Source organism: Agarivorans sp. TSD2052 (assembly GCF_023238625.1).
Classification (GTDB): Bacteria; Pseudomonadota; Gammaproteobacteria; order Enterobacterales; family Celerinatantimonadaceae; genus Agarivorans.
In genome coordinates, this window is the sequence record NZ_CP096670.1 from 2,868,018 (window position 1) to 2,884,121 (window position 16,104).

Genomic DNA, 16,104 nt, shown 5'->3' on the forward strand with positions numbered 1-16,104 from the left:
TACAGAACAGGGTGCTTATTTATGTCCATATTTGGAACTTAATACACATAAGGTTTATGTAATGAAACTAAAAACACTTTCAATCGCCATCGCATCGGCAGCGATGTCAACTCAAGCAATAGCAGCAACGCCTGAATTTCATGGTTACATGCGCTCTGGTATTGGCGCAACCGGCTCTGGTGGCGAGCAAATGTGCTTCCAAGCGAACGGTTCTCCGTACAAGCACCGCTTGGGTAACGAATGTGAAACTTATGCAGAAATTGCATTGTCTGCTCCACTCTATGAAGAAGGCAACAAAGCAATGGGTGTACATACCCTACTTGCTCATTCTGTAGATCAACGAAATGATTGGGAAGAAAGCCCATCGGCAGTGCGTGAAATGTATGTATCAGGCCAAAACATGGTTGAATCTTTCGAAGGTTCAAACCTTTGGGCTGGTAAGCGTTTTTATCAACGTCGTGACGTACACCAAATCGATTACTACTACCTAGCCAACGCAGGGGCCGGTGCCGGTATTGAAAACATCGACGTAGGCTTTGCTAAGCTATCTGCGGCTTGGGTACGCAATACCTCTGAAGCATTATTTGATGCAAACGTTGCCGGCTCTGGTCAAACTATGGCTGATTTCTCTGGTAACAACTTAGATTTACGCCTAGACGGTATCTCTACTAACTCAAACGGCGAATTGAGCTTAGTAGGTATTTACGGCATGTACTCTGAAGCGGCTGACCAAGATTTCAACATCGAAAACCAAAAAGACAACGGCGTGTTTGTTATGGCTGAGCACACTCAAGGTGATTTCTTTGGTGGCTTTAACAAGTTCTCTGTATCTTATGCAACAGATGCTATGGCAGGTATTGGCGCAAGTGGTCAACTTCGCGGATTTGGCTACGAAAATATGGCTAACGAAGGTGATGATCCGGCTTACCGCACCGACAGCAATGAAGGCAGCTGGTACCGCTTAATGAACTGGGGTGTGGTTGATTTAGGCGAGTCAGCAGCCATGTCTTACGTAGTTAACTACGAAAACTACGACAAAGATGATAACAAAGGCTCTACCTTGTTTACTGTTGGTGTTCGTCCTCAGTACAACTGGAGCAATAACTTATCTACTATCCTAGACCTAGGCTACGATGTAGTTGAATTCCAAGATGCAGCTAAAGCTATCAATGGCGACGAAGACAATAAACTGGCCAAAGTAACCATTGCCCAACAGTGGCAAGCTGGCCCTAATGTATTCGCTCGCCCCGCTTTACGCGCCTTTGCTACTTATGCTAAATCAGATAAAAATATCGCTGATACCAGCTCGAAAGATGAAGTAACATTTGGCTTCCAAGCGGAAGCTTGGTGGTAAGCTAGACACGTTAACATGCCTATTTAAAGCTCTCTCTGAGGGCTTTTTTTATTATCATTCCCATCCCAACAAACCTCCCAATTAAGACCGATTAAATCACCGAAAACAACTCAAGGTGAAACCCGCTAGCCACGCACGTACAACATGCTATAACCCTAAGAATCAGCTTACACGACCACCTAAGCGCACCATGAGCCTATTCGTTACACGCATAAAAAAACCAGTCTACGACTGGCTTCTTAAACAATGAAAATCTGCAAATCTAGTTATTTTTGATCGCGTCAATAAATACGTTTCTTGCTGAGCGAGAGCCTGCATACTCGGCTTCTTCAACTAACTTAAGGGCTTTATCAATTTCACCTTGCTTAATCATATCTTCAATCAGCTTGTTATAAAATGCTTCTGTCTCAGGCAGCATCGCCTTCTTTAGGCTATTAGATTTCTTCGCTGGCTCTACAGAGCTTGCAACAACCGCTGCCCCAACAGCATTTGATCCTTGAACAGTATTGGATCCTTGAACAGCCACAGGTTCTACTGATGCAGGCTGAAGCTCTGAATTCTTTCCACCAAACCATGCTTCATCAGCAAAAATACCTTTAGATAAGTCGGGGTTGAAAGTGACGTTAACCAGCCCTAGAGGTGAATGCGGTATAAACGGATCGGGTAAACCGGGATCAGCTTTAGCTTGTGCCTTTGCTCGCGAACGCTCAGGATGAACAATCTGGGTACTTTCAAACAGTGATTGGTCAGTGGTATATACCACCATGTAAGCCTCTCGAACTCGGTCACTTCTTTGTTCAGTGCTGACCCTAAAAGTCCCGCTCAACATATTACCGCTAAAACCTTTTAACTCTTGGTATTTGAATGCATTAGCCGGAATAACTCGTGTCACTTGGAAATTTTCATCAAGAAGTGCCACTGATGGGGCGAATAGTGTTTCGCCTATAATACTTTCAATTTTGACCGGCACATTGGTATTTAATATAGGAAGTTTGTAAGCCAGAACGAAGCTTTTTCCTGAATTAAAAGCAAAGGCTTGTCGGTTGGTGTCGATCCCTTCTTCAGCTACGTAATCAAAAGTCACAGCTTGATAAGATAATTGGCTTAGCTGCTCACAACATACAGGAGCGCCCTCTAGGCTGACGATTGCTTGTTTGGCATCTCCGAACAAATGACGTGTATCGCTACTCATATCTAATAAGTCACCGGAGCTACATGCCGTCAGCCCTAACAATGTCGCGCCTAAAACAACACCTATTTTTTTCCGCACTTCAATCTCCATCGAACCAAATAAAAAGACCCCCAAAATAATGCATTTTGAGGGCCTTGACTAGCATACAAATTTATTTAACTAAATTTATATGGCTTACCACCAAGCTTCAACTTGTGCGCCGTAGAAAGTATCGTTGTCTTCTACTACGCGAACGCCCATCCAGCCGCCGTCTTCACCAGTACCATCGCTGCGCTTGTCGCCGCCGTACTTAGTTACGAAAACACGGATTTCAGGACGAGCCCAGAAACCGCCTTTTTCTTTAAGAGGTGACCAAGCTTGCGCTAAAGTAACTTTGTTAATTGTAGAGCTTACGCTTTCCCATGGGTCTTGTTGGTTGTAGTAACCAATTTCGATTTGGGTGCTCATAGTATCGTTCCACAAGTAACGAGGACGTAATGTAGCACCGTAACGCTCACCAGGTCCTGCATCACAACAGTCATCTTCTACTTTAGAGTAGAACACTGAGTAGCCCATATCTACATTACGGCTAAACGCGTATACACCGTGGTCGATTAAGCGCCAAGATTTACGGCCAAGTTGAGCATCACCGCCGTTGTCGTATCCACCGATGTTGTATGAGTCACCTAAGTGGTTATTCATACCGTAACCAGCCCAAGCGAAACCTTCAGTGTTGTATTGTGCAACAACTTTGTTGAAGCCACCAGCGTAACCTAAGTTCCACTCAACAGTACCACTGAAACCAGTTTTGTTGTTCCAGTTACCGTCATCAACGCCAGCTTCTTGTGCATCGCTTAAGTTAGCTTTGCCAACCATACCGATGATATCTAAAGAACCTAGACCAATACCTACGTTATTCCAACGAAGATCAAGAATAGGGGTAGATGCCATAGTGTTGTTAGCGTCAGCGCCGCCAGATACGTCATGCCATTTAGTATGACGAACAGCAACAGCAATGTTACCTAAGCCCACATCGATTTTATCAACACCAAAACCGTAACCAGAACCGTTTACGTAGTACCAATCGTTTACGTGAACGTCTTTACGACCGTAGTAACGGTTACCCGCCCAAATTTCAGTGCCGCTAGCCATTGCATATTTAGCATAAGCTTCACGGAATGACATACGTTGGCCAGACCAAGGAGAACCGTCTTCAGAAGCTCCATCAGTTACACCCTGCCAAGAGTTACCACGGGTATCTGTACCGCCTTGCCAATCTTCGTACGTACCGAAAGCTAGCAAAGTATGAACAGAGAATTTTTCGCCGGTAGGACGTTCTACAACGTTTTGGCTAAAAGATAGCTCAGCGTAAGTATCACACTCATCACCCAAACGACCTACTACGTGAGCGTTTGGACCGCCAGTACCGTAACAGCGCTGTGAACCACCGTCAGCATTCATGCCAAAACCAGCACGGAAGTAACCGTTAAAATCAAGAGCGAATGCACTTGAAGATACTGTTGCAGCTGTAATTGCAATAGCAAGTGTTTTCAGTTTCATAATCCTTTCCTTTTCCTTTAGAACTACCAAGTCCCTTACCTTTATTTAGTAAGAGCCAGCGGTGCATTTATATTCGTGCTTATATCCGCTAACTGAGGAGGATTATAGGTAGCTAAGTTCAGTTCAACCTTGAACTGGCTCACAGTTTGGTTGTTATGAAAATCGCTTGAAAACCCTGTTTTTCAACAGTAAAACTTGTTCTAGATCACAACTCACCAACACCACAAGAAAGACCATGAAAACGCTCTCAATCACAAAGAAAACCCTTTCAGTAGGTGAATTACCAAAAAAAACCAAAAACTAGGCTAATATTTAAGGTTACGATGCTAAAAATGTAATTTTTTTACACGCCAATGAAAGCCTTTTCAAAGTTCAATTCCTATGCCAAAAATGTGACCTTGATCACCAACAAAAAGGGAACTAATTCCAAGACATTAATTGAAATAGGCTTTTCCAGCGCTGCGGAAGGGGGCAATCGATAAGAATTTGCTGTTGTGTGTAGGGTTGAACAAAGCCAAGTTGCTTAGATATCAACCATAAACCTGGGTGGCCCAATTGTTTAAACAAGCGGTTGTGTTTTCCGTCACCATAGGTGGTATCACCAATAATATGATGACTTAAGTGATGCATATGCCGACGCAATTGGTGTTTTCTTCCAGTTTTGGGTTCTAAGCTAAGCAAACTATAACGTGATGTAGCAAACTTTCCTGAGGGGTAGTCTAACTCCGCCAGTTGTAGTCCTTTATACTGAGTAAACGCCGACTGAGCGGGTTTATCTTGCTGTGCTTTAGCATCGACCATTTTATCGAGTTTTTCTTTAAGCGGGTAATCTAGATCATGCACTCCTTCTATATAGCCTCTTACTACCGCTAAATATTGCTTATAGATGGTATGTGTAGAGAATTGCTCAGACAGTTTTCTGGCCGCTTCTGAAGAAGTGGCCATCACTAACACTCCGCTAGTGGGCCTATCTAAACGATGCACCGGATAAACGTAGTGACCCAGCTGATCCCGTAAAATTTGCATGGCAAATTGAGTGGCTTCTTTGGCTATCCAACTACGATGCACCAATAAACCCGCTGGTTTATAAATGGCGACGTAATGTTCGTCTTGAAACAATATGTCTAGCTCATCAGGAATAACTTCGATAAGTTCTTCGCTCAATTCAGTTAATTCAGTCATTTGTAAAGCTCTCGTCAAGTGCCGTCAATATGGCCAACAGTGGCTGGGTATCAAAATCAGCATCTCTTAATGCCTCTTCAGCATAGGGGCTAATCTCAAGGGTTTGAGGCAAGGGCTTACCTTCAGTAATCAAAATGCGTATTCGTGGCAGAAAAATAAACTGTAACCATTGGGGTAGGCTCAGGCTACCGACACTAAAAGGTAAGGTACTCTCTAATGCCTCAGGGGCCAAAGGCGCGCTTTGCCAGACTGCGTTGTTACGTAAACATTGTTCCAGTTCATCTAATAGTTGCAAGATTGGTTTACTCATTAAGCGGAATCTTTGAAAAAGGGGGGATTATATCATTGCTAAGCGACCAGTGGCATGCCTGACTATTATTGCCCTCGCCCCTATAAATGTGGATACTGACGGCCAAATTGATGACTGAAGCAAAGAATATGGACAAAATAACTACCTTAAGTGAAATCCTTCAGCTGTCGGGCAGTGAATTGCGCGTTTATGAAATGGGCCGACAAATACATCACATCACCAATCAAGATTTTTATCAGATTGAGACAGCGCAACGGCCCTACCCTGCGCCCATCCAACAACACGCTCGCTTTGCAGTATGTTTTTGGCAAAAAAATCAATCAACTACACCGTATATATGGTTTTTGCAACTGCCGGTTGATGAGCAAGGTTTTATCAACTTAGGTGCTCGTGATCAGTTTATTCAACTGGTAGTAGAAGCCATGGGGCAAGAGCTAAATCGCACTCCAACTGAAGACCAACAACACGCTTTGGCTAACAACCAATACATCTACAAGCCTATCGAAGAAAAGCTCGCTTTCTTTAACGCACTGTATAAAAAAGATAGTCAATTAGCACCGTCGGAGCATTACCTAAGAGTTCGCCGTTACTTAAGCTGCGATGGCAATTGGGCTGATTGGCAAGAACTCGCCTTACAAGGCCTCGCAGATGTTGTTGCTCGCTTAGATAGGGACGAAAATAGTACGCTTTTAGCCGACGCTTTTGAGCACTTACCCTTAGAGGTAGCCAATAAAACCTTGGAGTTACTGGAGCACAGTAGAATTGACCAACAACTTAGCCATTGCCTTGCCAAGCTTCATGCTCAACACCTTGCCGACAACGAAGAACTTGCTAGTCTTTATTTACGGGCTTTATCTGGCTCAAGCGTTAAGCCTTTGGTTAACAAAGCTCTACTAGCCCAATTAAAAAACGCCACTTCTATTCATAGCTTTATCGCCATCGCCGGCCGCTTATGGCAACAGCTAGAAGACCCAAAAATACTCAAGATATTTTTGGAAGCTATCGCCAAGCAGCAAGACCCTGAGTTGTTCCAACAAATTTTTGCTGACTTAGTGTTTATTCCAACACTCCGTAGTTTTGTATTAGCACAACTAAGAGAGCCGACCAATTCAGCGACACTGCAAGCCGCCATTGAGACACTATTGCAGCTGTACCACTCGCCACGTCATCATTGAGGAAATCAGTATGTCGAAACAAGTTGTTCTTTTAGCCATCAAGTCACTCATCGACGATAATAAGCAGCCAACCCTAGCACTGGTAAAAGGTAAGCTTAGCACTCGCCAGCCTATGCCTATCGTTATCGAAGCGCTCAATGCTTATAAACGCGATCCGAGTATCATTGAGACACTTAGCCCGCTGCAGCCAACGCTTAGCCCATCCAAATCGCCCTCTCTAGAAAAGCGAGTGGATGACTTAGAAAGCCAAGTTGCTTTGTTACTTAGACGCCTAAGCCAATTAGAAGCCAAAGACTAACCATGTATTTAAGCCTTGTTGAATTTGAGTGTTACGCCGACACCACCATTAGCCAAGCTGAAAAAGCCATTAATCAAGTGCTCGACTGCTGGCGCTACAATGGTCAAATTATTGGTAGAGAATTCCCAGTGGTATTAAAGGAGGCGACTTTTGCAACCAGAGTTGTCTGCCCCGAAGCGGATAGTTTGTTAGAACGCTACCAAAGCTCCCAAGTTAAGCGCGCTAAACTGGCCTTAAGTGATGTAGGCTTACTAAGCCCGAAGGTAAAAAGCCTTGGCAGAGACATAAACTCTGATGATAGCGACCAGTGTGAATCTTCCAGTTGGCTGGTTTTATATACCAACTATTTGCAGAGTTGCTCGCCGGTGCGCTGCGGCGACCACTTTACCCCAGTCCCCCTTTATCATTTACCCGCGATAGCCAACGGTGACCAAAAACAACTGATAAAGTGGCAAGAAGATTGGTCTGCCTGCGATCAATTACAAATGAATGGCAGCATACTTGAATATTCGGCATTGCAAGAAATGAGTAATATCACTAGCCGACTCTATCAGCGCGGTAGTGATTTATGTAAACGGCTAGAGTATCTAACAAAAGTGCCCAGTTATCTGTATTTATACCGTGTCGGCGGTGAAAGCCTAGCGACTGAAAAAGCCCGTTGTTGCCCAAAGTGCAATCAAGTTTGGCTTTTGCAAGAAACCGAACACGAGATATTTGATTTTAAATGCGACACCTGCCGCCTAGTATCGAATATATCATGGGATTTTAAGCGTTAACTCGTGCTTACTTAGCTAAGCTGAGCTGCGCTAAGAACTCTTCCAATGTGCTAGCCAGCACACGGTCAACACCTTTACCTAATTGCTCAAGCACTATTTCGCCAGAGTTATTGTTAATACTGACCACCTGCATTTCATCTTCAGTACTGGCAATGAAGACCGTTTCAGCTTGTTTCAAACGACGTTGCATTAAAACATGGCCAATGATGTTTTCTAGTAACATATCAAAATCTTGATCGTTCCAGGCTTGCACCAGTTCAATGGTGTTGTCTTGAAAATCGACCGCAAGTATTTCTGAGAAATAGTCACCATAAAACGCTTTGATACTAGGGTGGATCTGGAGCTCTAATGCTGCTTCTATGCCAGAGAAATCACCAGCAATATCTCGGATTACAGGGTGCCAAGATACCACTTGTGATAAGGGCTCACCGATAATGCAAGGAGACAACCACTTCGCATCGTAGTCAACTTGCGGATAGGCAGTATTTTGCCATTGGCGCTCAAACTCAGAAAAAATTGTAGCTAAAGGCTTTGATATCAGGCTGCTCATAGATGTGTTTCGATTAGAATTGAGATAGACTAAGCCTAACTAATTAGACGTAACAACACCATGAAAAAGAAGCCTTTAAGTACCTCTGAACAGCTCATTAATAGCTTAAGCCTCGGTAAACCTACTGACTATATAAGCCAATACTCTCCTGAATTGCTGCAAGGCGTACCAAGGTCATTAAACCGTCAGCAAATTAATGTGGATGAAAAGCAGCCCCTGCCCTTTCAAGGCTATGATTTATGGAACCTCTACGAGCTTTCTTGGTTAAATGAAAAAGGCTTACCGATTGTCGCTGTAGCGGAGGTAAAAGTGGCCGCGAGCTCACGCTGTTTAATTGAGTCAAAATCTTTCAAACTGTATTTGAATAGCTTCAATCAAAGCCATTTTTCTGATGTTGCCGCGATTGAAAAAACACTTAGCAAAGATTTAAGTGCTTGCGCTGAAGGCGAAGTTAGCGTTCAACTATTCGATATCAATAGCCTAATAGACACAAGCCCGCTACCGGGAAGCAATATTGACGCTCAAGATATTTCTATTTCAAACTACCAGCTCACTCCATCTTTATTAGAGAATGCCGCTGATATTGAAGCGCCAGTGACAGAGACGCTTAACAGCCATTTACTCAAGTCAAACTGCCTTGTGACTAATCAACCAGATTGGGCAAGCGTCTATATTGACTACCAAGGCCCTAAAATTAGTCAAGAAGCACTATTGAGATATTTGGTATCATTTCGCCAGCACAATGAATTTCATGAGCAGTGTGTAGAGCGGATATTTTCCGATATTAACCTTTATTGCAAACCCAACTATCTAACCGTTTATGCGCGTTATACACGTAGAGGGGGTTTAGACATCAACCCTATGCGCAGTAACGACCCCAATGCCTTAGGCAAATTAGGAAACTGGCGCTTATTGCGTCAATAGAGTGGGAATCAAGTTGAACTACACAAACTATATTTGGCGTATTTTGGCGCTAGTTACTTGTTTTCATTCTCTGAGTGCCTCTGCCTATGAGTACGGTTTTGTTCACGTGCCAAAAGAACTAGAACCATTACGCCAACAACTAATTGTTAACCCTCGTGTTTGTTTAAAGCAAATAGAACAAAAACTTGAACAACAAAAAAGTTTAGTCCATCAAACAACTGAAACAAAAAACATTACCTTGTTGAGTAATCAAATAGGCGCACTGTGTGCTTATCGAATAGATAACATCGATTTAGCTCAACACTACATCAACCTTGCTATCGGACTCGCCCAAGAGCAACAACATCAAGCTCACTTAACGCAAGCCTATATCGTAGCCGCATTAATATTAAGTGAAGACCCTAACCGTAGCTCTGAGGCGGAGTCGTTTATCGAACTGGCCAGTGTTAATTTAGAGAAACTTAAAATCTTTCCATTGCCCAATATGCGCTTTCAATTGCAGAAAGTCATCGCACGTTTCATGCAGAACCAAGGAAAAAGTAATGAGGCAAAAAACTATTTATTAAAAGCAAAAGAAGAAGCTTATACCAGTAAATCGGTAACCTTGCGGGCTTGGTCAGAAGCCTTACTTGCAAATTACTACCTCACTAATAATCAACCTGAACTCGCTCTTAATCACTTAAGTGAAGCCGATTTGGATGATCTAGCTAAACCCACTAGCGAATCTCTGTTTCTAAGTAGTAAAGTAAAAGCCAATATCGCTAAAGTTTATTTGGACCAAGGTGAACTAGCCATTGCAGAACAGTTTCAACAAGATGCGATAGCCCATGCTGTTGAGTTAGGTAATCCAGACCTACAAGCAGAAGAGATCGCCACCTTGGCAAATATGGCCGAGCTATCAGGAGACATTGATGCGGCTTTGGTGCACTACTTAAATGCAAAAGACATCGCAAAATCAAATGGGAATATTCCACTACTTGCTCAAATAGAACTTCGCTTGGGGCAAACATATATGGAGTTTTCTGATTACACCCCAGCTTTAGTTCACCTGCAAATTGCTCGGCAGCTCTTTAACAGTATTCACAAACCGAATGAAGTATTAAGAAGCTTGTTGTTGTTAGGCGAGTTACACATTAGTAATCAAGAAAATGGCTTAGCTATCTTACAATTGGAGAAAGCTGAAGCTTTAGCCAATACTATGGGGCTAACCAGTAGCCATAGTAAGGTGTATAAATTGCTCACCCAAGCCTATGAAAAAAATGGTAATTACGCCTTAGCGCTTGAACAATTTAAGATTTACCACAGTTTAAATCAGCAGTATCAACAGATCAGAAACGAACTAAAGCGCGAACAATTCAAACAACACTACCAATATATTGAGCAAGCACAACGCCTATCAGATCTAACCAGAGAAAAAGCGATTGCCCAGCAGCAAAGTAGTTTTCAACAGCTGATCCTCGTTTTAGTGTGTGTGTTTGGCATAATGCTACTGTTTCTATTTCTAGTCACCAGACAAAAATTGTTATTAAGAAATGCCTCGGTTAACGGACTGACGCAGCAGTTAAACCAGCACCCAGTTACCGGCTGGCAGCAACTTGCCCACTGTGATGCGCCTTTAAATGGCCTCCCTTCTGTGCCTGCGCCATCAGCAAATAGCACCTCAATATTATTACTGTTATCGATTGAGCAGCTAAAGACAGAATCACAGCACACCCTCGGTTTTGAGCAACGACGTATACTGATTAAAGATTTTGTTGACGCATTAATGTTAAGCATTGAAGAGAGCTATCAACTAGGCCATGTCAACGACCAGCAAATGTTACTGCGCATTGAGCAACACCAACGTTCACCACAACAACTTTGCGAACAGTTGATGTTACACACACAAAAATGTGCTCAACAGTTGAAAATTGAAATAAAGATTGCAATCGGAACCTGTGTTTCACCATTTTTAACTAAAGCTAAAGATGCCATTGACGATAAAGGAATGACAGAAGTTGTATGGTTAGCCTTAGAAGGCGCACAACAGCTTTATGCTCATACCCAAACAAACCAGTGGGTAGAGTTAACAGCAATGAGTGGCTCCCACGCGGCATTTTTCTGTACCAATGTCACTCAAGATGTAAAACAAGCAATAACGAAGGGCTTAGTAAAAGTTAATGCCTCTGCTGATAAAAACCTAATTAACTGGTAAAGATTAGCAAACATTAACTATAATATTTGCTAGTTCAGCGTCTGTCGTTATCGCAGATCTCATGGTATGCTAAATCTTGTTGTTAGGCATGCTAGGAAGTATTAATTTCTACGATGAGCGATATCATCACAATTAAGAAGCGACTCGCATTGGTGAGAAATAACTTAGACAATTCCAATAAGAATGCTTCAGGTATAGATGCAAAGGTTAGAATGGATAAAAAAGCAGTAAGCCAGCTAATTTCGCGCCTATCGAAAATTTGTTATGGTCTAGACGAGCAACTCGATCAAAAACTTCAACAACTCATAGAAGAAGTTGAAAAAAATGATGATTTGTCGGCTATTTCTCAATACCAAAATGAATTAGATGGGTTGTTTAAGCAACACAGTGATACCTTAAAAACATTACTCGCGCACAATCAACGTATAATCAAAACATCGGGCGAGTCACTCAAGCGAATCAATGGCCTTCCCCCGCAGTTGCGTCGTAAGCTCACTGATTTCTTAGAGCAAGATCCAGCCTATACGCATAACGATAACCAACAGCGTTTAGAGCAGCTACTTAATTATTATTATCAAGCACTACTCAATAAACCTATTTTGGGCGCCGCACCAACATCGGGTGACAACGCCGTATTAAAGCCTAAAGAAAGTATATTAAATCATCGCTTACACAAGCGAATATGCGACGATTTACAACGCCTAATAACAGAACTAGATTATTCTGGTGACGTGGGTACTAAGTTAGGCCAAGTTCGCTCCGACTTACTGGTTGGTATAGAGCCAGAAGAACTACCTAGCCTATGTATTAAAGTCATACAACTGGTCATAGAGGGCAGTCGTGAAGAACGTAAAGCCTCTCAAGAGTTTTTGTACTCTTTAAATGAGAGCTTAGGAGGCGTTCATGACCAATTTAACGACTCGTTAACTCAGTCAAAATTGGTTTATAAAGAACAAAAACAAAGCGATGGTCAGCTTAAAAGTAAACTTTTGGAATTAGGTGCTGAAGTTCGCTCCAGTAATGATTTAGATACCCTTAAAAGCTCTATACAAAGCCGCCTGATTCAAATTGCCGATGTCTTTAAAGAGAAAGAACAGCTAGAAGAACGTACTACGGAGTTGCTAGAGCAACTAAACGGCGTGGAACTGAAACTACGCTTGGTACGTGAAGAAACCCATGAATACAAGAAACGCTTAAACGCACATAAGCATAAGTTGTTTATAGATAGCCTTACTCAGGTTTATAACCGGGCCGCTTTAGACGAGCGTTTAGAGCTAGAATATAAACGCTGGAAACGCTATGGCTACAACCTGGGTATGGCGATTATCGACATTGACCATTTTAAGTCCATTAATGACAAATTTGGTCATATGGCTGGTGATAAAGCCCTAAAAGTGATTGCTAGGGCTTTGCAAAACAACCTTCGTGACACCGACTTTTTAGCGCGTTTTGGCGGTGAAGAGTTTGTACTGCTAATGCCAAATATTTCTCCTGATGCCGTCATGGTACCTTTAGATAATATCAGGGAACAAATCAAAACATTGCCGTTCAGGTTTAAAGACCAGCAAGTATCGATAACGGTTTCCATTGGTGCGACTTTATTTAAAGAAAGCGACAAGCCCTTGGACGCCTTTGAGCGTGCTGACCAAGCACTCTACGAGTCTAAGAGCAGTGGTAGAGACAAAGTTAACATAATCAGCTAGTTAGTTGAGCAATTTGTAAAATAAGTCATCGCTTACATCACACCTCACGCTATACTGTAATAAGCAAATAGCTTTTAATCAGTGAGGTGTTGATGATTACCCATATAAATCCCGTAGGCAGCATGAACTTGTTGTCTCAGTTAGAAGTAGACCAACTCACCTTAAGCGCTTCAAAAGATATCTACCTTCTCTATAGAAACTGTAGCTTAGCAGTACTCAATTCTGGCAGTAAAACTGACAGTAGCCGCGAAATGCTTGAACGCTACCAGAGTTTTGAAATCAATGTATTAAGTCGTGAGCGTGGGGTAAAGTTAGAATTAGCCAACGCCCCAGAAGAAGCGTTTGTTGATGGTGCTATTATTCGCGGAATACAAGAGCACTTATTTAGTGTTTTGCGTGATATATTGTACGTCTCGAATCAACTCAAAAAGCAATCTAACTTAGATTTAAGCCAATCTTCTCACATCACAAATTTAGTCTTCTCAATGCTGCGTAATGCTAGGGTTATTCACCCTAAAGCAGAGCCAAACCTGGTTGTGTGCTGGGGTGGTCATTCGATAAACGAAGTAGAATACCAATATACTCGGGAAGTCGGCAGCCAGCTGGGCTTACGAGAACTTAATATTTGCACCGGCTGTGGACCAGGTGCCATGGAAGGACCAATGAAAGGTGCTGCCGTTGGCCATGCCAAACAACGTGTTAATGATGGCCGCTACATAGGCCTAACAGAACCGAGTATTATCGCCGCTGAGCCACCCAACCCAATCGTAAACGAATTGGTTATTTTACCGGACATAGAGAAACGATTAGAAGCGTTTGTGCGAACCGGACACGCCATTGTTATTTTCCCCGGAGGGGCCGGCACTGCAGAAGAATTGTTATACATACTTGGTATAATGCTTCATCCCGAAAATGCGCGCCAACCGCTACCTATTGTGTTAACAGGCCCTAAATCTAGTGAAGAGTACTTTAGAAGTATCGATAGGTTTATAGGCGAAACCTTAGGGCCTGAGGCTCAACAGCGCTATCAAATAATCATTGACGATGCCGCTGCAGCTGCACAAGTTATCAAACAAATGATGCCTAAGGTAAAAGACTACCGTCGAGCCATTGGTGATGCCTATTCTTTCAACTGGAGTTTGAAGATCGACAGCGATTTTCAGCAACCCTTTTTACCCTTACACGAAAATGTAAAAACGTTGAACCTACACTTCGACCAGCCACCACAGCAGCTGGCTGCAAATCTGCGAAGAGCCTTTTCAGCAATTGTAAGTGGTAACGTGAAAGATGAAGGCATCAAGGAGATTGAACAGCACGGGCCATTCATTATTGACGGAGACCCTAAAATAATGAAAATGATGGATAAATTATTACAAGACTTCGTTAGCCAACATAGAATGAAACTACCAGGCTCACATTATGAACCTTGTTATAAGATCAGTCAGTCTTAAATGTTGATGGCTATTACAGTGAAAGGAATACTTAGTGCCTAAACAATTGGTGATTATTGATGCACTAAATTTAATCCGCCGGATTTACGCTGTGCAGCAACAAAGAACACCTAACGCTTCCTTAGAAAAAGCCACCGAACAGGCCTTGTTAAGCGCCTGTAAACGGATAATATCAAGTTTAAAACCTTCCCATATCATTGCGGTATTTGATGGAGAAAAATCGACTTGGCGGGAGAATTTATTCCCCGCCTACAAGCAGAGTCGGTCCCCAATGCCAGAAGCCTTGGCTAAGCAATTAGAGGCGCTAAAAGACCACCTTCTAGATATAGGCATCGATTCTGTTTCTGCCGCCAACGAAGAGGCTGACGATATCTGTGCAACTATAGCCAGTAAAGCGGCTACGGCACACTACCCCGTCACTATCGTTTCTACCGATCGCGGCTATTATTCTTTGTTAACCGCTGGCGTATATCTATACGACTACTTTAAACGCGAGTATGTGTCGGTGAATATGGTCGAAGATAAGTTTGGAATAAAAATAAACCAACTCACCGATTATTGGGCTCTTGTTGGGATTAGCGGTGTTAACGTGAGCGGAGTGCCGGGAATTGGAAACAAAGGTGCTCAAACACTGTTAGAGAATTACGCCAGTACGGCAGATATTTTAGCGGAAACCAAACCAAATAAGCTGGTCGCTAAAGTTCAAGCAAACAGTGACAAGTTGCTGCTTGCTCAGCAACTGCTCAGCCTTAAAACCGATTTAAAATTAGGCTTTTCACTAAAACAACTTCGCTATCAGGCCGTTACCCAACAAAGCTAAGCCCTCGCCTCATCCACGACTCCTCCCTAAAAACCTGCGTAAGCTATAGGGAATATTGGATATTCCAAAAAAATGTATCGTTTTATATAAGCTTGAGCCGATCATATTAATTGAAGGCAAACGCTAGATGTCTAATAATTCGACTCCAACAGAATCCAGCAGATCGCTGCGAGAAAAATCGGCATGGTCCGTAAAAGCAACCCTTAGTTATATCTCTAAGCTAGTCATAGCACTATGCGTGCTAGTGGGCTCTTCTCTATTACTTTCAAAACTTGCTACTATCCACGGTAAGCAATTGCCCGAAAGCTATTTTTCTCAAGGCTACCCCTCCATATTAAAGTTGCTTGATTCCGAAATATTCATGGGTTTTGTATTTTTTGTTACCGTCGCGATTCTTGTGTATCTAGCCTACTTATTTTGGTGTTTGCACGAAGTGGCTGTCCATAAAGCCGCAAAAATGTCGAGCGCCCATACTCAGATTATTTTTGCACTCTCCTTATGTGGTCTATTCATCGATAAAACATGGTGGGTGTTAGCCATCATTATCGCTTTTGCTCGGTGGGATGTATTAGCAAGAGAGCTATCCAACATCATACGTAACGGACGCGCGATGACTAAGCGAGTTGAGGAATAAAC

15 protein-coding genes are annotated in these 16,104 nt (G+C 42.7%); 10 read left to right on the forward strand and 5 right to left on the reverse strand.

The window, feature by feature from the left end; genetic code table 11:
* Positions 1–61: 61 nt before the first annotated feature.
* Positions 62–1,354, forward strand: coding sequence for a maltoporin LamB (lamB, locus tag M0C34_RS12990; RefSeq protein ID WP_248712111.1), 1,293 nt, complete (start codon positions 62–64; stop codon positions 1,352–1,354).
* Between the two features lie 262 nt (positions 1,355–1,616).
* On the opposite strand, the gene M0C34_RS12995 is transcribed toward lamB, so the two are convergent.
* The 4 genes from M0C34_RS12995 to M0C34_RS13010 form a co-directional block, all read right to left on the reverse strand.
* A complete protein-coding gene (locus tag M0C34_RS12995; RefSeq protein ID WP_248712112.1) occupies positions 1,617–2,624 on the reverse strand; it encodes a MalM family protein in 1,008 nt (335 codons plus the stop codon).
* 96 nt (positions 2,625–2,720) lie between these two features.
* Positions 2,721–4,085: a carbohydrate porin gene (locus M0C34_RS13000; RefSeq protein WP_248712113.1), complete on the reverse strand. Its 1,365-nt coding sequence runs from the start codon at positions 4,083–4,085 to the stop codon at positions 2,721–2,723.
* Between the two features lie 420 nt (positions 4,086–4,505).
* On the reverse strand, positions 4,506–5,267 hold the full coding sequence (truC, locus tag M0C34_RS13005) for a tRNA pseudouridine(65) synthase TruC (protein WP_248712114.1): 762 nt from the start codon (positions 5,265–5,267) through the stop codon (positions 4,506–4,508).
* Complete coding sequence (locus tag M0C34_RS13010; protein ID WP_248712115.1) at positions 5,260–5,577, reverse strand: YqcC family protein; 318 nt, start codon at positions 5,575–5,577, stop codon at positions 5,260–5,262. Before M0C34_RS13010 ends, truC begins: the two co-directional genes overlap by 8 nt.
* 128 nt (positions 5,578–5,705) lie before the next feature.
* Here M0C34_RS13010 and M0C34_RS13015 point away from each other — a divergent pair, with 128 nt between their 5' ends.
* The 3 genes from M0C34_RS13015 to M0C34_RS13025 are packed head-to-tail and all read left to right on the forward strand — an operon-like array spanning position 5,706 to position 7,826.
* The gene (locus tag M0C34_RS13015) at positions 5,706–6,752 is read left to right on the forward strand and encodes a DUF3549 family protein (RefSeq protein WP_248712116.1); all 1,047 of its coding nucleotides are present in this window, start codon (positions 5,706–5,708) and stop codon (positions 6,750–6,752) included.
* A 10-nt stretch (positions 6,753–6,762) separates the two neighbouring features.
* Positions 6,763–7,050 (forward strand): hypothetical protein, encoded by a 288-nt coding sequence (locus tag M0C34_RS13020; RefSeq protein WP_248712117.1) that lies wholly within the window; start codon positions 6,763–6,765, stop codon positions 7,048–7,050.
* Positions 7,051–7,052: 2 nt separating this feature from the next.
* Positions 7,053–7,826, forward strand: a complete 774-nt coding sequence (locus M0C34_RS13025; RefSeq protein WP_248712118.1) for a Zn-ribbon-containing protein — start codon at positions 7,053–7,055, stop codon at positions 7,824–7,826.
* 7 nt (positions 7,827–7,833) lie between these two features.
* Here M0C34_RS13025 and syd read toward each other — a convergent pair whose 3' ends face one another.
* Positions 7,834–8,376 carry a SecY-interacting protein gene (gene syd, locus M0C34_RS13030; protein ID WP_248712119.1) on the reverse strand — a complete coding sequence of 181 codons (543 nt, stop codon included), beginning with the start codon at positions 8,374–8,376 and terminating at the stop codon, positions 7,834–7,836.
* Positions 8,377–8,436: 60 nt separating this feature from the next.
* On the opposite strand from syd, the gene queF reads away from it, so the two are divergent.
* From queF to M0C34_RS13060, 6 genes are all read left to right on the forward strand, one after another.
* Entirely contained in the window at positions 8,437–9,300 is an 864-nt protein-coding gene (queF, locus tag M0C34_RS13035; protein WP_248712120.1) for an NADPH-dependent 7-cyano-7-deazaguanine reductase QueF, read from the forward strand.
* Positions 9,301–9,313: 13 nt separating this feature from the next.
* On the forward strand, positions 9,314–11,494 hold the full coding sequence (locus M0C34_RS13040) for a tetratricopeptide repeat protein (RefSeq protein WP_248712121.1): 2,181 nt from the start codon (positions 9,314–9,316) through the stop codon (positions 11,492–11,494).
* Between the two features lie 113 nt (positions 11,495–11,607).
* A complete protein-coding gene (locus tag M0C34_RS13045; RefSeq protein ID WP_248712122.1) occupies positions 11,608–13,197 on the forward strand; it encodes a GGDEF domain-containing protein in 1,590 nt (529 codons plus the stop codon).
* Positions 13,198–13,289: 92 nt separating this feature from the next.
* Complete coding sequence (gene ppnN / locus M0C34_RS13050; protein WP_248712123.1) at positions 13,290–14,648, forward strand: nucleotide 5'-monophosphate nucleosidase PpnN; 1,359 nt, start codon at positions 13,290–13,292, stop codon at positions 14,646–14,648.
* A gap of 34 nt (positions 14,649–14,682) precedes the next feature.
* Positions 14,683–15,468 carry a flap endonuclease Xni gene (gene xni / locus M0C34_RS13055; RefSeq protein ID WP_248712124.1) on the forward strand — a complete coding sequence of 262 codons (786 nt, stop codon included), beginning with the start codon at positions 14,683–14,685 and terminating at the stop codon, positions 15,466–15,468.
* Positions 15,469–15,595: 127 nt separating this feature from the next.
* Positions 15,596–16,102 carry a magnesium transporter gene (locus tag M0C34_RS13060; RefSeq protein ID WP_248712125.1) on the forward strand — a complete coding sequence of 169 codons (507 nt, stop codon included), beginning with the start codon at positions 15,596–15,598 and terminating at the stop codon, positions 16,100–16,102.
* Positions 16,103–16,104: the final 2 nt, after the last annotated feature.